Source organism: Streptomyces sp. NPDC058086, from assembly GCF_042885015.1.
Lineage (GTDB): Bacteria > Actinomycetota > Actinomycetes > Streptomycetales > Streptomycetaceae > Streptomyces.
Genome location: NZ_JBHVST010000031.1, coordinates 86,530 through 108,384, shown reverse-complemented (window position 1 = coordinate 108,384; position 21,855 = coordinate 86,530). Strand labels below are relative to the sequence as shown.

13 protein-coding genes and 3 pseudogenes are annotated in these 21,855 nt (G+C 69.9%); 13 read left to right on the top strand and 3 right to left on the bottom strand.

Going from position 1 to position 21,855, the window contains the following annotated elements; genetic code table 11:
- Window positions 1-985: 985 nt before the first annotated feature.
- From ACFVWD_RS24580 to ACFVWD_RS24545, 8 genes and pseudogenes are all read left to right on the top strand, one after another.
- Complete coding sequence (locus ACFVWD_RS24580) at window positions 986-3,484, top strand: DUF4132 domain-containing protein (protein WP_389598979.1); 2,499 nt, start codon at window positions 986-988, stop codon at window positions 3,482-3,484.
- On the top strand, window positions 3,484-5,829 hold the full coding sequence (locus ACFVWD_RS24575) for a DUF4132 domain-containing protein (RefSeq protein ID WP_389598977.1): 2,346 nt from the start codon (window positions 3,484-3,486) through the stop codon (window positions 5,827-5,829). Before ACFVWD_RS24580 ends, ACFVWD_RS24575 begins: the two co-directional genes overlap by 1 nt.
- The gene (locus ACFVWD_RS24570) at window positions 5,829-6,221 is read left to right on the top strand and encodes a hypothetical protein (protein WP_097286612.1); all 393 of its coding nucleotides are present in this window, start codon (window positions 5,829-5,831) and stop codon (window positions 6,219-6,221) included. Before ACFVWD_RS24575 ends, ACFVWD_RS24570 begins: the two co-directional genes overlap by 1 nt.
- Before the next feature lie 330 nt (window positions 6,222-6,551).
- Window positions 6,552-7,033: pseudogene (locus ACFVWD_RS24565) on the top strand (IS630 family transposase); the annotation flags it as partial.
- 63 nt (window positions 7,034-7,096) lie between these two features.
- A pseudogene (locus tag ACFVWD_RS24560) lies at window positions 7,097-7,306 on the top strand (peptide-methionine (R)-S-oxide reductase); the annotation flags it as partial.
- Window positions 7,307-8,432: 1,126 nt separating this feature from the next.
- Window positions 8,433-8,675 carry a hypothetical protein gene (locus ACFVWD_RS24555; RefSeq protein ID WP_389598975.1) on the top strand — a complete coding sequence of 81 codons (243 nt, stop codon included), beginning with the start codon at window positions 8,433-8,435 and terminating at the stop codon, window positions 8,673-8,675.
- A complete protein-coding gene (locus tag ACFVWD_RS24550; RefSeq protein WP_389598973.1) occupies window positions 8,672-9,169 on the top strand; it encodes a SpoIIE family protein phosphatase in 498 nt (165 codons plus the stop codon). The genes ACFVWD_RS24555 and ACFVWD_RS24550 overlap by 4 nt, the downstream gene beginning before the upstream one ends.
- Window positions 9,166-11,793 (top strand): SpoIIE family protein phosphatase, encoded by a 2,628-nt coding sequence (locus ACFVWD_RS24545; protein ID WP_389598972.1) that lies wholly within the window; start codon window positions 9,166-9,168, stop codon window positions 11,791-11,793. The genes ACFVWD_RS24550 and ACFVWD_RS24545 overlap by 4 nt, the downstream gene beginning before the upstream one ends.
- A 477-nt stretch (window positions 11,794-12,270) precedes the next feature.
- Here the strand turns inward: ACFVWD_RS24545 and ACFVWD_RS24540 are convergent, their stop codons facing one another.
- Window positions 12,271-14,151 (bottom strand): SpoIIE family protein phosphatase, encoded by a 1,881-nt coding sequence (locus tag ACFVWD_RS24540; RefSeq protein ID WP_389598971.1) that lies wholly within the window; start codon window positions 14,149-14,151, stop codon window positions 12,271-12,273.
- An 87-nt stretch (window positions 14,152-14,238) separates the two neighbouring features.
- On the opposite strand from ACFVWD_RS24540, the gene ACFVWD_RS24535 reads away from it, so the two are divergent.
- The 3 genes and pseudogenes from ACFVWD_RS24535 to ACFVWD_RS24525 all read left to right on the top strand — a co-directional run.
- Window positions 14,239-18,216 carry a HAMP domain-containing protein gene (locus ACFVWD_RS24535; RefSeq protein WP_389598969.1) on the top strand — a complete coding sequence of 1,326 codons (3,978 nt, stop codon included), beginning with the start codon at window positions 14,239-14,241 and terminating at the stop codon, window positions 18,214-18,216.
- On the top strand, window positions 18,213-18,929 hold the full coding sequence (locus ACFVWD_RS24530) for a two-component system response regulator (protein WP_097286616.1): 717 nt from the start codon (window positions 18,213-18,215) through the stop codon (window positions 18,927-18,929). The genes ACFVWD_RS24535 and ACFVWD_RS24530 overlap by 4 nt, the downstream gene beginning before the upstream one ends.
- Window positions 18,930-19,111: 182 nt before the next feature.
- Window positions 19,112-19,321 (top strand): annotated as a pseudogene (locus ACFVWD_RS24525) (peptide-methionine (R)-S-oxide reductase); the annotation flags it as partial.
- A 341-nt stretch (window positions 19,322-19,662) separates the two neighbouring features.
- On the opposite strand, the gene ACFVWD_RS24520 reads toward ACFVWD_RS24525, so the two are convergent.
- The gene (locus ACFVWD_RS24520; RefSeq protein WP_389598968.1) at window positions 19,663-19,995 is read right to left on the bottom strand and encodes a hypothetical protein; all 333 of its coding nucleotides are present in this window, start codon (window positions 19,993-19,995) and stop codon (window positions 19,663-19,665) included.
- Between ACFVWD_RS24520 and ACFVWD_RS24515 the strand changes: the two genes are divergently transcribed.
- Together ACFVWD_RS24515 and ACFVWD_RS24510 are read left to right on the top strand one after the other, a co-directional pair.
- Entirely contained in the window at window positions 19,988-20,311 is a 324-nt protein-coding gene (locus ACFVWD_RS24515; protein ID WP_389598966.1) for a hypothetical protein, read from the top strand. The two genes, ACFVWD_RS24520 and ACFVWD_RS24515, sit on opposite strands and share 8 nt — an antisense overlap.
- 57 nt (window positions 20,312-20,368) lie before the next feature.
- The gene (locus ACFVWD_RS24510; RefSeq protein ID WP_389598965.1) at window positions 20,369-20,584 is read left to right on the top strand and encodes a hypothetical protein; all 216 of its coding nucleotides are present in this window, start codon (window positions 20,369-20,371) and stop codon (window positions 20,582-20,584) included.
- Between the two features lie 57 nt (window positions 20,585-20,641).
- Here ACFVWD_RS24510 and ACFVWD_RS24505 read toward each other — a convergent pair whose 3' ends face one another.
- The gene (locus tag ACFVWD_RS24505) at window positions 20,642-21,661 is read right to left on the bottom strand and encodes a YbhN family protein (protein ID WP_389598964.1); all 1,020 of its coding nucleotides are present in this window, start codon (window positions 21,659-21,661) and stop codon (window positions 20,642-20,644) included.
- Window positions 21,662-21,855 lie beyond the last annotated feature (194 nt).

The window sequence follows — 21,855 nt, the reverse complement described above, 5'->3', positions numbered from 1 at the left end:
GCCCTAGGGCCTGTCCGGCGGATCAGGTCGCAGACGCGGGGCTTGGCACGCCCATCTGCCGCGTTGTCGTCGGTCGCCGACGCTCCGCGTCGACTCCCTCCTCCGCCTTGCAGCTGCACGCACCAAGCCCCGCTCACCGGCGTCGATATTGCACCGCCCGTTTCCTGCGACCTGATCCGCCGGACAGGCCCTAGCCAGGGTCGACCCCGTCGCTGTTTCCGGTGCTGGATCCGAGCGGGATGTCCTGACGTCTCGGCACCTGTTGTCATACCTGGTTGTCCGTACCACTGCCGGATTGTCGCTGGATTCGCCTGACGGAGCGTTAACTGGATTGCAGGGCATCTGGCCGTGAAATCCGTAGCCAGCGGGTCGGTACGGGGCGGTTGGGAACGGCGGGGGTGTGGCGCTGTTTCCCGGAACATGGCTCCCGGACCGCTGTATGGCCTGCTGTGGTGGGGGCTGGCGGACGGGGGATAGGCCAGCCACTCCGAGCCGGTGTTGGCCGCAGGTTCGAGTCCTGGGCGGGAGCCACAAAACATGGCTGGTCGTGTGCGGGGCGCTGATCTGCGGATTTGTGCAACGGTGAGGGTGGAGGGGCGGTCCGGCTGGTGCCGGTCGCCCCGGGGACGGGTCGGTGAAGTGCAGCCGAGCCTTCGTTGGTGCCCTTGTGCAGGTTCGAAACTCTCGGCGCGGAACACGGGACGTGGGAATGAGGGAAGTCACCGGTCGGGGGCGGGCAGTTGGTGATCAAGACGGTCGTCCGGCTGAATCGGTAGCCCGTGATCACGGTCGTGCCAGTGGAGGCTCGTGTCCGGCTTCAGAAATGTGGACGTTGGGCGCCGCGGGACGAGACACGGCTCGGTTCCCGGACGCTGTGCATGGACCGCCTCCGGGCCGCCGGTAGTTGGACCCGGAGATCACATGAACAGACGGGAGGATCCTTTGAGTTGATCTCATTGTCAGTCCCCTCTGTCATCATCCCGCCATGCTGTACGACGCCTTGGTGGCCGAATCCCGTAGGAACGACTCACTCGACGACGTGAGGTCCGCCGCGCTCGACCGCGTCCGCTGGCTCGTCGCCCTCTTGGAACGTCAGCGGACCGAGTTCCGGCGGTCCATGGGGCACGAGCACCGGCGATCCAGGGCGGCGGGCGCGGCGACCCAGGCCGAGATCGACGCGCGGCTCGCGGCCTGCGCGGACGAGGAAGGCAGGGCCGCGGTCCTGTGCCTCATGCTGGCCGCCTGCTTCGACGACACGAGCTTGTGGCAGTACGACGTCGAGATCGGGCCCCTGATCTCGCGGGTGCGCGGCTGGACGCCCGACGAGATCGCGGTGATGTTGCTCCGCGCCACCGAGTACGACATGGGCTTCTGGTTCGCCAATTCGCTGGGGCTGGTGTTGAACGCCGCCGACCAGCTCGACGCCGACGGCCGCCGTGCGGTCATGCCCTGGCTGCGGCACGCACACACGGAGCTCATGGACACCTCTGTCGAGGCGCGCCTGCGCGCGTCGCTCGCCCAGCGCCTCCGCGCGCTGCTCGCGAGCGTGGACGAGGCGTACGTCCCCGAGGGACTGATCCCCGCCGACGCTCCCTGGGCCTCCCCGCTGAGCGACCGTGCGAAGACCTCTCCGACGCCGGAACTGGCGGGCTTTGTACGGCACTTGGCGAGCCTGTCGGGGCCGCGTCCCACGCAGAGGTGGCGGCGGACGTGCCTCGAACTCGCGGACGCGGCGTCGGCGCGGGACCTCGTGGCCGACGTCCTGCGGGCGCTGGCCGAGGACGATCCGCTGTGCAGCAGGGGAAGCGGTGCGCACACGGGCTGGCTTCACGACGGTTACCACTACCACTACGTCGTCCAGCAGAACGACGGTGACCTGGCGCGCGGCATAGTCTGGGCGGCCGCGCTGGCCGACGGCCCGGCCGCGGTGCGGCACCTCGGCGCCCTCGCTCTGCGGACCGGCGGACCCGGAACCGACGTGATAGAGGACCTCAAGCTCGCGGGCGCGGCGATCAACGCACTGGCCGAGACCGGCGATCCGACCTCTCTGGAGGCCCTGTGGCGGCTGCAGTCCCGGATCAGGCACCGGGCTCTGCGCAAGCAGCTCGACACCGCGCTGGTGACGGCAGCCGGGAAGCAGGGCATCACAGCCGAGCAGCTCATCGAGCGCAGCGTGCCGGACCATGGCCTGGCGCCGGACGGTTCGCTGGAACGGGAGTTGGGCGGACACCGGGTACGGGTGGCGATCGAGGAAGCGGCGACCGTGCGGATCACCTTCACGCGCCCCGACGGGGGGACGTCCCGCACGGCTCCGGCGGCGGTGAAGGACGGCTTCCCGGACGATCTACAGGAGTTGAAGGCACTGGCCAAGGAGGTGCGGGGGACACTGTCGGGTGAGCGGGCCCGCGTCGAGGCGCTGATGTCGGCCGGGCGCGAGTGGCCGTACGACGAGTGGTGCCGCCACTACCGCGACCATCCGGTCACCGGGGCTCTCGTCCGCGGCCTGATCTGGGAGTTCCTGGGCGCGGACGGCACGTGGCGTGCGGTGGCACCGATGGCCGAGTCGCCCGGCCGGCCCGAGCGTGTTCGGTTGTGGCATCCGATCCGGGCGTCGACGGACGACATCAGGGCGTGGCGGGAGCGGCTCGTCGCCGAACGGCTGCGGCAGCCGTTCAAACAGGCCTTCCGGGAGATCTACCTGCTCACCCCGGCGGAGGAGGAGACCGGCGTCTACTCCAACCGGTTCGCCGCCCACATCGTCCACTACCGGCAGCTCTACGCGCTGTTCAAGGAACGCGGCTGGCAGGCCAACTTCCTCGGCCGGCACGACGGCGGCTACGACGGGAAGGCGCGGGCCGAGTTCGGCGACGGCGAGTGGCGGGCCTGCTTCCACCACGAGCCCGCCGCGGACGACGACGGCAGCGGCTACGCGCCCGAGCACGCCGCGACGGACCAGGTCCGCTTCGAGCGGCGGGACGGCCGGCGCTGGCGGGAGGTTCCGCTGGCGGAGGTGCCCCCGCCGGTGTTCAGCGAGGCGATGCGGGACGTCGATCTGTTCGTGGGCGTGACCTCGATCGCCGCCGATCCCGACTGGACCGACCGGGGTGGGGACCGCTATGCCGGGTACTGGCGGACGGCCACGTTCGGTGCGCTGACGGCGAGCGCCGAGGTCCGCCGCGACGTGCTGGAGCGGATCCTGCCGCGCCTGAAGATAGCCGGCCGGTGCACGCTCGCCGGCCGCTTCCTGATCGTCCGCGGCGAGCTGCGCACGTACAAGATCCACCTGGGCTCGGCCAACATCCTGATGGAACCGGACGACAGCTACCTGTGCATCGTCCCGTCGCGCGGCAAGAGCGACGGCAAGGTGTTCCTGCCGTTCGAGGACGAACGGCTCACCCTGATCCTCAGCAAGGCGTTTCTGCTCGCCGCTGACACGAAGATCACCGACAACACGATCCTCCGCCAGATCAAGAGGGGTGCCTGATGGACCTCGCAGCCCGGCTGATGCGCGCGCTGACCGACCCGGATTTCATGCTCGAGGACAAGGACAGGCACCCGGATCTGTCGCAGGTCTCCGATGAGGAGCTCGGCAGCCTGCTCGTCGCGGCCTACCGGGTGGACGCCTCGGCCACGCACGCGATGACGATGGTCCGCTTCGCGGTCGAGGACGCGGCCGGGGAACGGCAGCCGCGTTATACGCCCGACGCGTGCCGCCGGATGTTCGAGGCGCTCGTCGAAAAGTGTGAGGAGCGCGGCTGGGTGGACCTCACCCTGGGCCTGGGCGCGCTGGAGCGCTGCACGGGGCCGCTGCCCGACGTGTCCGAACCGGCCCGCACCCTGGTCGGATTCTGGCTGGAGAAGGACACCGTGCGTCAGCCGTACGCGCTGCTCGCGGTCGCGGGGATCGCCGGCGACGGGACACTGCGCGCGGCCGTGGAGCGCCTCTCCCGTGATGTGGGCCCCATCGTCGCGGACGAGATCGCCGTCAGTGCCGGCCTCGCCCCGGCCGAACGGGCGCTGCTGTCCGAGATCGACCGGGACCACAGGTTCGTCTCGCCGCTCGCGCACGCGTGGCGCAGGTCGGCCGAGAACCCCGCTTACGTGACGTTCGCCCGCCGCGCGCTGGACGCGGCGGCCGACCGCACCGACGCGATCCGGGCGGGCGAGATCCCCTACCGGGCGGACAAGGCGTTCACGGACCGTGAGATCACCTCGCTCGGACAGGCCCTGCGGGTGGCGCTGCTGCGCGACGAGCCCTGGCTGCCGGAGCTGTTCGAGCGGCTGCTGCCCGGCGTCGCCCTCGCCCCGACGGCGGCAAAGACGCTTCCGTCGCAGGCCCTGCTGTACGAGGTGGTCCGCGCCGCGCAGGACTTCCCGACGCCCGAGCTGGTGACCGCGATCCGCACCGTGCGCCGGACTGTCCGGCACGCCGGGGTGCCCAAGCAACTCGACAAGATGCTCAAGAAGGTCGACGCGGCCCTGGCCGAGCGGACCGACGTGGCGCTGCGGCTGCCGAGGCTGGAGTTCGACACCGCGTCCATCAGCGGCTCCGCCGTGGGTGGCGTCCTGCGCCGGACGGCCGGCGACTACCAGGCCGTCGTCATGGTCGCCGAGACCGCCACGCTGACCTGGGAGAAGGACGGCCGCCCGCTGCGCAGCGTCCCGGCGCCGGTCCGCCGCGACCACGCCGCCCTGGTCAAGGAGCTGCGCGACCTGGTGAAGCGGGTGAACGCCCAACTCGTCACCCTCGTACGCGCGTTGGAGGGGGGCTTCACCGTCGAGGCCGTCCACCCGTACGGCTGGTGGCGCACCGAGCTGGCCGGGCACCCCCTCGCCCGGACCCTCGTACGCCGGCTGATCTGGGAGATCGAGGTCGCACCCGGCGAATGGCGGGCCGTACTGCCCGAGACGGACGAGCACCTTCCCGACGCGCCCGACGACGCCTCCGTACGGCTCTGGCACCCGCTCCGCTCCGACCCCCACGCCGTGCGGGCCTGGCGGGATCTGCTCACCGAGAGGTGCATACGGCAGCCCTTCAAGCAGGCGTTCCGCGAGATCTACCTCCTCACCCCGGCCGAGGAGCAGACCCGCGTCTACTCCAACCGCTTCGCCGCGCACATCGTCCACTACCTCAGGATGTTCGCCCTGTTCCGGGCCCGGGGATGGAAGAGCGACCGGCTCGGCCCCTGGGATGGCGGGGACGGCGACGAGGCCGAGCGCACCCTGGCGGCGGGGGAGTGGCGGGTCCGCTTCTTCCACAGCTGGGCCGACTGGGCGGGCGACGACGAACTGGCCGCGACCGACCAGGTGCGCTTCGACCGCCGGGTGGCGGGCGCCTGGCGCGAGGCACCGCTCGCCGACGTGCCCCCGCTGGTGTTCAGCGAGGCGATGCGCGACGTGGACCTCTTCGTGGGCGTGACCTCGATCGCCGCCGATCCCGACTGGACCGACGGCGGCCCCGAGCGCACCTACTGGGAGCGGACCGGGTTCGCCGAGCTGACCGAGAGTGCCGAGGCGCGCCGCGACGTGCTGGCGCGGATCCTGCCGCGCCTGAAGATCGCCGACCGGTGCACGCTCGCCGGCCGTTTCCTGATCGTCCGCGGCGAGCTGCGCACGTACAAGATCCACCTGGGCTCGGCCAACATCCTGATGGAACCGGACGACAGCTACCTGTGCATCGTCCCGGCACGGCGCTCGGGGGACGGCAAGGTGTTCCTGCCGTTCGAGGACGAACGGCTCACCCTGATCCTCAGCAAGGCATTCCTGCTGGCCGCCGACACCGAGATCACCGACGAGTCCATCCTCACGCAGATCAAGCGAGGTGCCTGATGGCCACCGTGACGTTCCGGGACGAGACCGCGACGGGCAAGCCGCTCACCGAGTGGGAGGTCGCCGGGTTGCCCGAACGGATGACCGTACGGGAGCTGATCAGGCTCCGGGTCCGCGAGGAGGTCGCCCGGCACAACGCCCGCCCGAGCGATCGCTTCAACGGACTCGTCCGCCCGGACGACGCCGAGATGGAGCTGAACGGCTACCGACTTCGCGAGCCCCGCCGCATCGACTGGGAGCGCCAGGCCGAGATCGCCGAGCGAGCCTTCCTTGCCAACGGGTTCTTCGTGCTGGCCGGCGATCGCCAGGTCGAGGACCTCGACGAAGTCGTGGATCTCATCGCCGATCCCGACCTGGTCTTCATCAAGCTCGTCGCCCTCGTCGGCGGTTGAGAGACCGGCATTTCTCAGCCGACGAGGCCAAGCCTGTCCGCGTCCATCAGACCGGGGGCAACTCTTCCGTCCTGATCGGCAGGCCACCGTCGCCGTCAGCCGCCCGCCCGGGCGGCGGTACGGATCTCGGCCGCTGTCGACCAGTGCTGTCCGCACAGGGCATGCCCGTGGGGCTGTTGCGGCTCAGCGCGTTTCCAGTGGTTCTGTGCGTAACGGGAGTTGAGGCCGTCTGGGGCGGGGCGTTGACACGGCCCTCGCCGGGCGTTCGATCGAGGTGTCAGCACCGTCCGCCCGCCCGGCGAGGTCGTGGTCAGTGTGGGCCCGTCCACCATGTTCGCCAATGCGTCCGTCACCGGGTGCGAGAGGTTACGCGGTCTGCTGCGTGGCCGATGGCGGCGCGAGCGGTGATGGTACTGCTGTCGCTGCACGGCCTGTCACCGGCGCAGATCGCCGTGCTGCTGGAGTATGACGCGGCCACGGAGCGCCGTTCGATCGGCCGCTTCACCATCTGCGGGGCGGCCGGCCTGGACGACTGGCCCCGCTGCGGACGTCCCAGGCTGGGCGGCAGCCGGTTGGGCGCGAGGATCAGCGCCCTGCTCAAACAGCCCGGACTGTGGACGGTGCCGCGACTGTATCGGTACCTGGGACGGCCGAAGATGAGTCGCCGCACGCTGTATCGGCGCCTGCGGAAGGTGGCCGTCCGGCAGCGGCCCAAGGTGATCGCCCGCGGCGATCCGGCGCGTCCCGCGGTGGTGGCGATCGCCAAACGGCTGCGCCCGCTGCCGGTCGGGACGTTGGTGTGGGCGGCCGACGGTGATCTGCCGTGGTCGTGCCGCGTTGTTCGGCTGGAGAAGTGTGCATGCGCGAAGCTCGACGGCTGGCCGAGCTTCTTTGATGCACATAACGCGGATGCGGTGGAACTTGTGTCCGACCATTCACACGGGATGGTGCGGACCGAGGTGCGGTGCGCCAGGTGTGGCTCCCATCTGGGGCATGTCTTCGAGGGCGAGGGGTATCAGACGCCCACGGACCAGCGGTATTGCATCAACTCGATCTCGATGCGGTTGATCCCTGACGAGGAATAGGTGCTCCGTGCGCCGGGGGCTCTGCCAGAACATCGGGGGAGGGTGGCGCGTCGCGAACGCCGATCCGCCGGCGGGAGCCCGTCACGAGGGAGCCGCGGGGGCGCGGGCTGACGTCACTGAGTTCGTCAGATTCGATGACTGGTTGCGCAGGCTCGAACCCTCGGCGGGCTTACCACCAGATGGGAAGGGCGTGACCAGCGGTTTCGTGGTGGGAGAGTCGCGGTGGTGGCGACGTATGTCTTGCCGTAGAGGCCTGACCGCAGGACGTGCCGGTTACGGACAGACCCGCGCCGACGCCCTCCTCCTGGGTGACCGTGTCGTGAAGGCGCTTGCAGCAGTTGCTGGGCACGGCGCTGCACAGGCGCACCCGAAGCCGTGCTGTCCGCCCCGCGATGGACGGGCTGGATGGTCGGCACCGTACTGGCGGCCGTCCTCGTCAAGGTTGGCGCCCTCGAGACCTTGGGCAGCCACGTGCACCGCCGAAGCCGACGGCACCCCGGATAGTCCGACCCTCGGTACCCGCACGCACGCCATGGATGATTGAGTACGCAGCGCCCCACCGGGCACGCTGCGCAGCGCGACCCCTGCCCGGCGCAACAAGGACCACACGCTCCGACCGGGCGTGCCTCCGGCCATGCCGTGCCCCAAGCGTGCCCTTCAGAACGGACAATGACGGTCGACAGAGATATGCCGGGGCAGCGGGACAGGCGCAGCAGACGATGACCAGGACAACGGCGCCGATCCCGACCGCGGCCGTGCCGGTGCAGGCACGGTCCGGGGTGCGGCGTGGGGGCCGGTGAACGGCAGGCATCGCGGATCTCTCCTCGCGGATCAGCTCATAGAGCCGGGACTACGGGTGCAGCACGTCAGGTGGAGTGGGCGGGCGCCAGGAACAGCGCCGGCAACGCGCCGGCGATCAGTACGCGGCGACCGGCCGGAGCGCCGCCACCTCCGTCCGCGCGTCGCGTTTCTCATGTCTCGTCGACAACGGTCACTTGCTCTGCCAGTCGCCTGGGGCCTATTGCTGTCCAGACCTTTCGGTCGAGGCACGTACGCGGAGTGACGGTCGCGCGCCGAGACAGGCGCCGTACCCCGCGCTCGTCAGCCGCCCCCCGGACGGTGCACTGTGGAAGATGTGGGTTTTCGGCAGCGCCTTGCCGATCTGAGGCAGCCGTGGCAATCGGGCCATGCGCTGCTCGTGATCCCGGTTGTGCTCATCGTGGTGATCACGGTGGTGGACATCCTGGTCCCGGCGGACCGGCCGGGCCTACTTCAGGTTGCCTGCCTGTACCTGGCGGCCGAGGACGAGGACCAGATCGGTGGCGACCTGTATGCCGCCACCCGCACCGAGGACGGGCAGGCGCGATGATCGGCGACGCGAGGGGCAAGGGCCTGGCCGCCATCGCAGAGGCCGCCCTCCTGCTCGGCGCCTTCCGTGAGGCCGCCCACCAGAACACGACTCTGCCCGCGCCGGCCGGCGCGCTGGAGAAGAGCATCAGCCGCTACCTGGCCGACTTCGAACCGGAGGAGGCCGGGGAGCGCTTCGTCACCGCCCTGCTCATGGAGTTCCCCGAGGGGGACCCCGCCACCCGGATGACCGACTGCGGCCACCTGGCACCCCTGCTACTCAGCCCTGGGCACGGCACCTTCTGCTCGTTCGCCGAACGCGCCGCCGGGTGGACCGACAACACTCCCGAGAGCCTTCTCCACCACCTGCGGCGCGATCTGCTTGCCCGCACCGGAGGACGCCTCGACGATGCCGCCCTCATCGCCATCCGCCGCATGCCCACCAGGCACGCGGGCCGCCACCACGGAAAGCCCGTGTTGCGCGCGAGCGAGCCGCGGAGTTGGAATCAGATGTGAAGCTCTTCGGTGGTCCCGCAGAGTCCGTCGCGCCGCTTGCGCCTGGCTCGGCCGCCGGTAAGAAGGGGCTGAAAACCGACGCCCTGGGGCTGTTCTCCTCCGTAGTCATCGGACTGGCTTCCGCCGCCCCGGCGTACAGCCTGGCGGCCACACTCGGCCTCATTGTGGCGGGGGTCGGGCTGCAGGCCCCGATCATCACGATGCTGGCCTTCATCCCCATGCTGCTGATCGCCTACGCCTACAAGGAGCTCAACACGAGCGACGCCGACTGCGGGACGGCCTTCACCTGGGCCACCCGCGCCTTCGGTCCGCGCACGGGCTGGATGGGCGGCTGGGGCATCATCGTCGCCGACGTCATCGTCATGGCGAACCTCGCAGAGATCGCCGGCATCTACGGCTTCCGGCTCCTGGGCTTCGACTCACTCGCGGACAGCAGGATGTGGACCACCGTCGCGGGCGTCATCTGGATCATCGTGACGACCGCGGTCTGCTACGTCGGCATCGAGGTCTCGGCCACCCTTCAGCGCTGGCTGCTGTGCACCGAGGTGGCGATGCTGGTCCTGTTCGCCGTCACGGCCCTGGTCAAGGTCTACGTCAGCCCGCCTCCGACCGCGATCCACGTCTCCGCTTCCTGGTTCAACCCCCTCCACGTGGACTCGGCCAGAGCACTGACCGCCGGCGTCCTCGCCGCCGTCTTCATCTACTGGGGCTGGGACACCGCTGTCACCGTCAACGAGGAGACCGCCGACAGTACGCGCACCCCCGGGCGTGCGGCGGTCATCTCCACCGTGCTGCTGCTGATCGTCTACGGCCTGGTCTCCACCTCGGCGCAAGCGTTCGCCGGAGTCGGCACCGAGGGCATCGGGCTGGGCAACACGAACAACTCCGGGGATGTGCTCTCGGGCCTGGGCAACGCCGTCTTCGGCAGCCAGGGCCCGGGCTGGTTCTTCAGCAAGCTACTGATCTTCATGGTGCTGACCTCCGCGGTCGCCTCCACCCAGACCACGATCCTGCCCCTGGCCCGGACCGTCTTCTCCATGGCCGCACACAAGGCCATCCCCTCCCGCCTCGCCCGGGTCCACCGCAGATTCCTCACCCCGACCTGGTCGACGGTCGGCGTGGGCCTGGTCTCCATCGGCTTCCTCATCCTGTTGACGACGATCAGCCGCAACGTCCTGGCCGACTCCATCGAATCGGTCGGCCTCGCGATCGCGTTCTACTACGGCCTCACCGGTTTCGCCTGTGTCTGGTACTACCGCAAGGTGCTCACCCGCAGCTCCCGGGACTTCCTGTTCAAGGGCCTGCTGCCGGGTCTGGGCGGGTTGATGATGTTCTACTTCTTCTACTACGCCGCCTTCGTCGTCTATGCCGACCCCGACTACGGCGCCACCTCCATCGACCTGCCCTTCATCGGACGGACGGGCGGAGTGACCGTCGTGGGGCTCGGAGCCCTGCTGCTCGGCGTCGTGCTGATGCTGGTCACTACGCGTGGTTACGCCGCTTCCCTCAGGCTCCAACGAAGCCTGCTGCCCCGTAGCCTGCCGCCGCAGACGGCTGTCGAGCCGACGAGCCGCTACGTGCCCGCCGACAGCCGGTCCGGGGTCGGCGGTGACTGGTTCGATCTCATTCCGTTGTCGGGTTCCCGTGTCGGCCTGGTCGTCGGCGAGGTGCTCGGCCACGGATTGCACGCTGCCGTCACCATGGGACGTCTCCGTACGAGCGTCCGCGTCCTCGCCCGGCTGGACTTTCCTCCGGACGAGCTTCTCGCGCACCTGGACGACGTGGTCGGGCAGAACGCCAAGGAACAAGCGAGTGTGCACGGCGGGGACAGCACCGGCTCCGAGGGTGCCGAGGCCCTCGGGGTGACCTGTCTGTACGCGGTGTACGACCCGGTGTCCGGGCTGTGCAGCATGGCGCGTGCGGGCCACTTGCCACCCGCTGTCGTGAGCCCGGACAACGGCGCCGTCACCTATCCGGAACTCCCGCCGGGCCCACCCCTGGGGCTGGGTGGCCGGCCCTTCCAGAGCGCAGAATTCCAGCTACCCGCGGGCAGCCTCATCGCCCTCTTCACCGACGGCCTTGTCCAAGCCCCCGACAATGGCACCGACGTGGGGCTCGGCCTGCTCGCCGGCATTCTCGCCCAGCACCGGCTTCCCCTGGAGGAGCTCTGCGACCGTGCGGTGGCGACGTTGCTGCCCGGGCCCGTGGGCGATGACGCCGCCCTGCTCCTCGTACGCACGCAGATGCTCGATGAGCACCGGACGGCGGTGTGGGAGCTGGACGCCGACCCGGCGACGGTCGGCGACGCCCGTGCGGCGACCACGGGCCAACTGGCCGAGTGGGGACTCGAAGACCTGTCGTTCACCACCGAACTGATCGTCAGCGAGCTGGTCACCAATGCCATCCGTCACGCAGCCGGACCGATCCATGTCCGGCTCATCCGCGACCAGAGCCTCATCTGCGAGGTCTCCGACACCGGGCACACCTCACCCCACCTCCGCCACGCCGCCAACGACGACGAGGGCGGCCGCGGCCTTTTCATCGTCGCCCAGATCACCGAGCAGTGGGGAACTCGCTACATGCCCTCCGGCAAGATCATCTGGGCAGAGCAGGCTCTGTCGTGAACGTTTGTTCAGCTGTTCAGCAAGCGGGGACCGAGTCCGTCGGAGCGGTCCTTCACGCCCGGGAGGGCGAAGAAGTAGCCGCCGCCGGTGGAGCGTGCATCAAGGGCCCAGCAGGCCGAGGAGTTCCTTGGTGCCGTTGATGTTGGCCTCGGTGGGGGCCGGCCAGGTTCCGCCGCCGTAGTCGGCGGCGCCGGTGAGTTCTTGCTGCAGGGTGTTCTCGAGGATCTCGTGGGTGCGCAGCGGGAGGTCGTTCGGGTCGAAGTCCTGGCGGCAGAAGTCCTTCTTCAGCGCGGCGACGTCGTCGACCAGCTGCTGGGCGTGCGGGGCAAGCGAGGCGGCGTCCGTCCGTTGATCTTCGCGTCGAAGTCGCCGAACGTGAAACGGTGTGCACTTTTCGGGGGAACCCCCATCTGTCCGAGCGGGACAGGGCTGGCGTCCGGCCTTGGCCGAGTGTCCGGCAGTGGTCCGGTGGCGGCCTCATCCCCGGCGCCGCACCCGAGCGGCCCCCGGCACCGGTGCGGGCATCGGGAGCGCCTCGAGTACCAGCACCGCGAGGTCGTCGTCGACCGGCCCGGTGTCGAAGTCGTGCGCCACCTGCCGTACGCGTTCCGCGACGGCCTTGGCGCTCAGCCCCACGCAGCCCCGCAGCAGCTCGGACAGGCCGTCGTCATCGTCCAACTGCCGGTTCCCGCTGCGGCGTTCGGTCACGCCGTCGGTCACACAGAGAAGCGTCTCGCCCGGCACGAGGTCGAAGGAGTTGGCGTGGAACTGGATGCCCTCGCCGATTCCGAGCAGCATCTGCGGGTCCGCTACGGGCGCCACCGAGCCGTCGACGGACAGCCGCAGCGGCAGCGGGTGCCCGGCGCTGGCGAGCGTGCAGTGCGCGCCGCCCGCGACCGGGTCGGGCTCCAGCTCACCGTAGAGCAGGCTCAGGAAGCGGGGCCGGGCCTGCTCGCCGCTGAGCGCCACGGCCTCAGCGCTCTCCTCCGCCATCGCGACGTTCAGCCTGCCGAGCACTGATGCGACGCCGTGGCCCTCGCGGGCCAGCAGCCGCACCAGGTGCCGGGCCAGGCCGGTGACGGACATCGCCTCCGGGTCGTGGCCGCACACGTCGCCGAGCAGGAAGCCCCAGCGGCCGTCTCCCATCGGGAACAGGTCGTAGAAGTCGCCGCCGACGGTCTGGCCCTGGCCGTGCGGCTCGTAGATGATCGCCGTGTCGACACCCGGGATGCTGGCGAGGAAGGCGGGCAGCTGCCTGCGCTGGAGCGCCCGGCTGATGGTGGTCTGCCGGGTGTACCGGCGGGCCGTGACCACCGCCTGGGCGACACGCCGCGCCACGTCCTCCGCGAGCCGCACGACACCGTCGGTCATCTGCAGCAGTCCCGCCCGGCCGAGCAATAGCACGCCGTGGCAGCGGCTACCCGTGACCAGAGGGAAGGCGATCGCGGAGCCGCCCGCGCCGCCCGTGTCCGGGCCCTTTGGCCAGGGCCAGGGGATACCGGTCGTGCCGAGCCTGGCGGGCGGCGGGTCCTTCTCCAGCACGAGGCGTAGCGCCTCGATGCACCGTTCGTCCGCGTGCCAGACGCAGGAGAGCCGCATCCCGCCGTTCTCGGTGGACAGCCACACGCCGCACCAGTCGGCGAGCCTGGGCACCAGCAGCTGCCCGGCCAGAGCGGCGACCATGTCCTGGTCGAGCTGGCCGGCGAGGAGCTCGCTGACCTCGGCGAGGAACGACGGCCCTCCGCGGTCGACCCACTCGGCGGTGCCGTCGCGGCGGTCGTGCGGCGGGGCGGTCGCGAGGATCTCTTCGGCGTACGGCTCGCGGTGGGACGCCCCGTCGAAGGGGCCGCCGGCAGTCTCGGGCTCCTCGGCCGTGGTCTCCAGCCGGAACCACACGGTCTTCTGGGCGCGCCGGTACGTCACGCCCCACGATTCGGCCCGTGCGCCGACGACCTGGAGTCCGCGGCCGTACCGCTCGCGCCATGCGTCCTTCCCGCCGCGCACCACGCGGGAGGGGTGGCGGTCCGCCACCTCGATGACGACCCCGACAGGCTCGTCCACGTCGAGGGGGGACGAGGCGGGCGGGCCGTGCCCCGCCTCCAGGCGGCAGACGACCTCGATCGTGGTACCGGCGTGCACGACCGCGTTGGTGACGAGCTCGCTGACCAGCAGGAGGGCGTCGTCGACGAGCCGGCCGGTGATCTTCGGTGAGGCGGGAATCGCCGGGTCGGTCCATTCGGCGAGCACGGCGCGTACGAACCCGCGTGCCGCGGAGGCCGCGGAGTCGTCGGCGGGCAGGGTCGTCCGCGAGACGAACTCACGCGGATGGGAGGGCAATGACCCCACGGGCGACTCCATGACGTTTCCAGTGACGATAAACTCCACCTATGTGACGTATTTTACGATAAACCACCCATATGATCCGATTGCTGAGAGTGGGCTGCCATGACACTCGACTCGGCCCCGCCTCCCGCTTCCCCCGCCCCACACTCCCCGGAATCCGTCGACCGGCCGGGCTCCGCCCCGGACGGGCAGTGGGTGCGCACCGCCGAGCTGTGGCCGTTGCTCGGGGCGATGAATTCGTTGCGTGACGGCGATTTCACCGTCCGTGTGGAGGGTGTGCATGAAGGCGTCCTGGCCGAGATGGCGGGGGTGCTCAACCAGATCGGCGCGCGGAACGCGCATCTGGCTGCGGAGCTCCAGCGGGTGCGCCGCGAGGTCGTGCGGCAGGGCAGACTGGACGAGCGGATCGCAGCGAGCCCCGGGCAGGGGGCATGGGCGACGAGCGTGGACGCGACGAACCAGCTCGTGGAGGCGTTGGTGGCTCCGGTCGCGAACGCGACGCGGGTGCTGGTCGCGGTCGCGGCCGGTGATCTGACGCAGCGGGTGGATCTGCGCGACGGCAACCGCCAACTCCGCGGTGACCTGCGGCGCCTGGGGCGCGTGGTGAACCGGATGGTCGACCAGCTGTCCCTGTTCACGGGCGAGGTGACCCGGGTCGCACGTGAGGTCGGGACCGAGGGGCGGCTCGGCGGACGGGCCACGGCGCAGGGCCTGTCGGGCGACTGGCGTTACGTCACCGAGGCCGTCAATACCATGGCCGCGCGGTTGACGGCACAGGTGCGCGACATCGCGGTAGTGACGACGGCGGTGGCGCGCGGCGACCTGACCCAGCAGGTGACGGTCGAGGCGACCGGCGAACTGCTGGAGCTGAAGCTCACCGTGAACACGATGGTGGACCAGCTTCGGGCGTTCGCGGACGAGGTCACGCGCGTCGCCCGCGAGGTCGGCACGGAAGGGCAACTGGGCGGACGTGCTCAGGTGCCCGGCGTATCCGGGGTGTGGAAGGACCTCACCGACAACGTCAACTTCATGGCCTCGAACCTCACCTCGCAGGTCCGCAACATCGCCCAGGTGACCACCGCCGTCGCCAACGGCGATCTCAGCCAGAAGATCACCGTGGACGCAAGGGGCGAGATCCTGCAGCTCAAGAGCACCGTGAACACCATGGTCGACCAGCTGTTGGCGTTCGCGGACGAAGTCACGCGCGTCGCCCGCGAGGTCGGCACCGAGGGGCGGCTCGGCGGACGCGCGCAGGTCCGCGGTGTCTCCGGGGTGTGGAAGGACCTCACCGACAACGTCAACTTCATGGCCGACAACCTGACCTCCCAGGTCCGCAACATTGCCCAGGTCGCCACCGCCGTCGCACAGGGCGACCTCGGCAAGACGATCACGGTGGAGGCGAAGGGCGAGATCCTGGAGCTTAAATCGACGATCAACACGATGGTCGACCAGCTCTCGGCGTTCGCGGACGAGGTCACGCGCGTCGCCCGCGAGGTCGGCACCGAGGGGAACCTGGGCGGCCAGGCGCAGGTCCGTGGTGTCTCCGGGGTGTGGAAGGACCTCACCGACAACGTCAACTTCATGGCGCTGAACCTCACTTCGCAGGTCCGCAACATCGCGCAGGTGACCACGGCCGTCGCGAACGGCGACCTGTCGAAGAAGATCGATGTCGACGCCCGCGGCGAGATCCTGGAGCTGAAGACCACCATCAACACGATGGTCGACACGCTCTCCTCGTTCTCCTCCGAGGTCACCCGTGTCGCCCGCGAGGTCGGCAGCGAGGGGCAACTGGGCGGCCAGGCCCGCGTCGAGGGCGTCTACGGAACGTGGAAGCGGCTGACCACCAACGTCAACGAACTTGCCTCCAACCTCACCACCCAGGTCCGCGCGATCGCCGAGGTCGCCAGCGCTGTCACCCAGGGCGACATGTCCCGAGCCATCTCGGTCGAGGCACAGGGCGAGGTCGCCGAGCTGAAGAACAACGTCAACCTCATGGTGGCCAACCTCCGCGAGACCACCCGCGCCAAGGACTGGCTGGAGTCCAACCTCGCCCGCATCGCCGGCCTCATGCAGGGCCACCGCGATCTCGTCGAGGTCGCCGACCTGATCCTGCGCGAGCTGACACCCCTGGTGAACGCGCAGTTCGGGGCGTTCTTCCTGACCGAGGCGGCCGCCAGGCCGGGCGAGGGGCTTCAGTTCATCGCCGGCTACGGTACCGACGCGGCCAGCGGGAGCGGCCCGCTGCTCGACTCCGGGACCCCGGGCCGCGGGCTGATCACCCAGGCCGCCCTGGAGAAGAAGCGCATCCTCATCGCGGACGTCCCCGCGGACTACATCACCATCAACTCCGGGCTCGGCGCCGCACTCCCGGCCAACGTCGTCATCCTGCCGATCCTCTTCGAGGACCAGGTACTCGGAGTGATCGAGCTGGCCTCGTTCAGTAAATTCAGCGACGTACACCTCGCCTTCATCGACCAGTTCGTCACCACCATCGGCGTCTCCATCAACACCATCATCGCCAACTCCCGCACTGAGTCCCTGCTCTCGGAGTCCCAACGCCTCACCACCGAGCTGCGTAAGCGCTCGGACGAGCTTCAGCGGTCCAATGCCGCGCTGGAGGAGAAGGCCGCCCTGCTCGCCACCTCCTCGCAGTACAAGTCCGAGTTTCTGGCCAACATGTCGCACGAGCTGCGCACCCCCCTCAACTCGCTGCTGATCCTGGCGCAGTTGCTCGCCGACAACCCGGACGACAGGCTGTCCGACCAGGAGGTGCAGTTCGCGGCCACCATCCACCGTGCAGGCTCCGACCTGCTCCAGCTGATCAACGACATCCTCGACCTGTCGAAGATCGAGGCGGGCCGGATGGATGTGCGCCCGAAGGCCTTGCCGCTGGTCAAGCTGCTGGAATACGTGCAGGCCACGTTCCGCCCGCTGACCCTCGACAAAGGCCTGACCTTCGAGGTCACGGTCGGCGAGAACGTGCCGAGTGAGCTGCTCTCGGACGAGCAGCGTCTCCAGCAGATCCTGCGCAACCTGCTGTCCAACGCGGTGAAGTTCACCTCGTCCGGCGGCGTGGAACTGCGCGTCGAGCGCGTGCCGGGAAGGAAGTTCGAGGACCAGGTGCTGCGGAACGCCGAGACCGTCATCGCGTTCTCGGTCAAGGACACCGGCATCGGCATCCCGCCCGAGAAACTATCGGTGATCTTCGACGCGTTCCAACAGACCGACGGCACTACCAGCCGCAAGTACGGGGGCACCGGGCTCGGGCTGTCCATCAGCCGCGAGATCGCCGGGCTGCTCGGCGGCCGGATCGTCGCCGAGAGCGAACTGGGCGTCGGATCCCTCTTCACCCTCTACGTTCCCTCACGCCACCCCGGCGTCCCTCCCGAGCCCGACCCGGCGGCGCCGCGGACCACGGGCGCCACCACCCCCGCTGCGCTCCTCGGACAGGCCGGACCGTCGCCGTCCGCTGCCGACTACGCGCCGAGCGGCGTCTTCGGCAGCGCGGACAGTCTGATCGGCAGGGGAACTCCGGAGGGCGCCGACGGCCGCGACGACGCCTGGCCGGAGACGACACGGCTCAAGGAGTGGCTGAGCGGGCGCCCCGGCCGCGTGCTGGCAGGGCGCCACATCCTCATCGTCGACGACGACATCCGGAACGTCTTCGCGCTCACCCATGTGCTGGGCCGCGTCGGCATCACCGTGAAGTACGCCGAGAACGGCCGCGAAGGCATCGAGGTCCTCGACCGGTGTCCCGACATGTCGCTGGTCCTGATGGACATCATGATGCCGGAAATGGACGGATACGAGGCGATCCAGGTCATCCGGCACACGCCCCACCTCGCCGACTTGCCGATCATCGCGCTCACCGCCAAGGCCATGCCGGGCGACCGCGAGAAGGCGATCGACAGCGGCGCCTCCGACTACGTCCCCAAGCCCGTGGACGTGGACCGCCTGCTGACGGTCATCTGCGACCTCCTCGACCCGCAGGACGCCCTCCCGGCACCGGAGCCAAGAACCGCGGAAGAACCACACACCGTCGAGCAGGACGAAAAAATCCCGCCGAGGCGGAAGCCATGAGCCCGACCACACCCGAGAAGGCCAACATCCTCATCGTCGACGACATGGAGGAGAACCTGGTAGCGCTGGAGGCCGTACTCGGCTCACTCGACCAGCGGCTGGTACGCGCCCGCTCTGGAGAGGAGGCCCTCAAGGCGATGCTGCGCCAGGAGTTCGCGGTCGTGCTGCTCGATGTTCTGATGCCCGGCATGGACGGCTTCGAGACCGCCGCCAGCATCAAGCGCCTGGACCAGACCAAGGACGTTCCCATCATCCTGCTGACCGGAACCGACGCTGACACGGACTACATCTACCGGGGATACGCGATCGGAGCCGCCGACTTCCTGACCAAACCCTTCGACCCGTGGCTGCTGCGCACGAAGGTCAACGTCTTCCTGGACCTGCACCGCAAGAACCGCCAGCTCGCCGCACAAGCGGAGCAGCTGCGGCGGCTGCTGGTCGGCGAGAGGACGCCCGCGGAATCGACGGGACCAGTGGGATCCTCAGAGTCGGCGGAATCCACGGGAGATGCCCTTGACAAGCCGAGAGGAGGGACCACGGGCACCGGTGCGGTGGCGGACGGCGGCGAGCGGCTGGCGGAGATCACCGAGCGGCTCGCCCAGATCGAGCTGCAACTGCGCGACGCCGAAGGAACCCAGTCGGCCGAGCTCGCCGACCGCATCGCCGAACTGGAACGTGCCGTCGGCAGCCTGAGGGTGGGCCGGGACACCTAACCCGCGTATGCACGTACCTGACGGGGCCTCGCCGGCGATCACGGTCCCACCCCGGCCGGCTGCCGCGCAGGTCGGGCGCGTCGGCTTTGCGGGCGGGTCCCGCACGATCCGTGGGCGGAGGGGCATGCCCGTTCCGCCTGGGGCTGCTGGGACCCATGAGGGTCTTGTTGTGAATGTGGCGCGGTTGGCCGTCCTTCCACGACCCGAAGGACTCCGACGCGGTCGAACTGATCGCGGACCGCTCCCACGGGATGGTCCGCACGGAAGTGCGGTGCGCTCGCTGTGGGTCGCACCTCGGCCATGTCTTCGAGGGCGAGGGCTACTCGACGCCGACCGACCAGCGGTACTGCATCAACAGCATCTCGCTGCGGTTGGCTCCGGACGAGGGCTGAGCCGGAGGCCGGAATCCGTGTCTTGCCTGCCAACGAGCCCAGGACTCCGGCAAGTTGCTCGCCGACCGCACAAGCCGTGTCGTACAACATGAACGCGGATGTCGTTTCGTCTCGCCATGCGTCGAGGCGGCGGTGCGCAGAGTCCTGGGGTCCGAAGTGGACGTGCGCAACGGTGGGGTCGGGCTCACACCGGGCTGGGATTCGCCGGGGCAGGTCCGGATCGTGCTCGCCGTGGAGGAGGAGTTCGGCGTCCGGCTGCCCTCGGAGAGTCTCACGAGCACGGGCCGTTTCGAGCAACTGTGCCGTGTGGTGGCCGAGCAGGCCGGAGAGTGGACGTGCGGTCAGTTCCAGCAGTCGCAGGACGCCGGGCGGGCGGCGAACGCCTTGTCCGCGTCCGGCTCGGCGGCGACCTGCCCCACGGGCGGGGTGAGGCTGAAGTCGGCGGCGGGGTCGATCTCGTCGAAGGAGCCGTACAGGTGCGTGTGCGGGAACCAGGCGCCGAAGGGCGCCGTGGACCCACCGATCCCGATGAACTGACTGCCGGTGGCCACCGCCGCTCGTACGTCCCACGGCCCGTCGCCCACGGAGACGACTCGGTCGAACCCGTCGCCCGCCTGGTGGATGGCCTCACGGACCACGTGCTCGCGCAAGGTGTGGTCGCTGGCGGTGGACACCGGAACCGGCCGCGTCCAGCGGCGCCGGCTTGGCGGCGGTGACCTCGCGCATCCCGCCGGTCGCGAACGCCACGGTGTACTCGTCGGACGCGGCCAGTGCCCGCAGGAAGGCGGCCGCGCAGGGGATCTGCTCGACGCCGTCGCCATCGGTGACGGCCAGGAAGCGTTCGTGCAGCCGGTCGGCGAACCGCTGGGTCTCGGCCTCGTCGGGGACCCGACCCGTGGTGTGCCGGAAGACCTCACGGAAGATCCACGAGTCCGTGTGGTGGGTGTAGCCGCCCCAGGCGGAGTCGATCTCGGCAAGCCCTGTTTATAGGCTGCTCTCCAGATCGAACGTGATGACGATTGTCGATCGTAAAAGAGGGCGGAATACGTGTCCGGGCATGTGAGCGGGCTCATCGCCCGCACGATCCGGCTGGACGTGGAAGTGGTCGCCGCTGCGGCGGACTTCGCCTCCTTCGAGGGGCGGACGGTCGAGCACGGATGGACCCCGTCGGAGGTCATCGATGAGGCGCAGGCCCTTGCCGACGTCGCCGAGTTCATTGACGAGCTGGCCGCCAATGGCGTCCCGACGGCCCAAGGTTCGTGAAGGTCGGTCACCATACGGAACGGGCCTTTGCCCGGAGGGCCGGACGAGGGCTGAGGCTCACAGCACCTTGCGATGGACGAGCGCCGAGAGGACGAGGGCGCCGGGGAGCAGGGGGATCCAGACGGTCAGGACGCGGTAGCCGATGACGGTCGCGGTGGACAGGGACACGGGGGCGCCGAACGCGGCCATGGTGAAGACCATGGCCGCGTCGACCGGACCGATGCCGCCCGGGGCGGGCACCGCGCCGACGGCGGTACTGGCGAGCAGCAGCGCGAGGACCACCTGAGCCCAGGACAGCGGCAGCCCGAGCGAGAACCCGACCGAGGCGATCACGCTCCCCTGGAGCACCGGGGCGGCAGCCGACCCGCCCCACAGGGCGAGGACGCGGCTGGGCCGGGTGTGCAGGGTCCGCGCCTCGGTCAGGGCGGTGCGTACGAAGCCGAGCGCCGGGCGGCGCAGCGGGCGTACGACCGTCAGGAGCAGGGCGGCGGTGGCGAGACCGAGCACCGCGGCCCCGGCGGCCATGAGCAACGTCCAGGTGTCCGGGGCGAGGTCGCCGAGCCGTAGTGCGTCCGGGAAGGCCACGAGGAAGACGACGAGCACCACTGTCTTCGCCAGCGGCTTGACCAGTGAGTACAGGGCGAGCGAGGCAGTGGCTCGGGCCAGGGGTATGCCGCGGCGTTGGAGGAAGCGCAGGGTGACGGCGTGGGCGCCGATGCTCGCCGGAAGGATGTGGTTCGCGGCGCCCGCGGCGAACTGAGAGGCGAGCAGCGGCCCGGGCGGCAGCCGCTCCGGCAAGGCGCCCTGCCGGACGCACGCGGCGGCCACCCAGCCCAGGCAGGTGAAGAAGACCCCGGCCAGCAGCCACCGGGGATCGGCGGCGGCCAGCCGGGCGGCGCCCTCGCTCACCGCGCGCCAGTCGACCGCCGCCCACGCTCCGATCGCCAGGAGCGGCAGCAGGGTCAGTGTGAGACGGGTGAGATAGGTGAGATGGGTGAGACGGGTCAGGCGTGCGGCGGGGGACCGGACCGGGGCGGGGCGCGCTACGGGGAGATCGTCGAGCGGGAGCGGGGACACGGCGCACATCGTCCTTCCACGTCACGCCCGCGGTACCGGCGGACGGACACAAGGAGAGGCAGAGCGGAGGGGGACGGGGGGAACGTGCCCGCCCGGTGTGACGGCCCGGTGTCCGGGAGGGGAAGGGGCACCAGCGGCTGGGCGACACGGCCGGAGCTCCCGCGCGGTGGAACTCCTTCGGGCGAGCGCTCAAA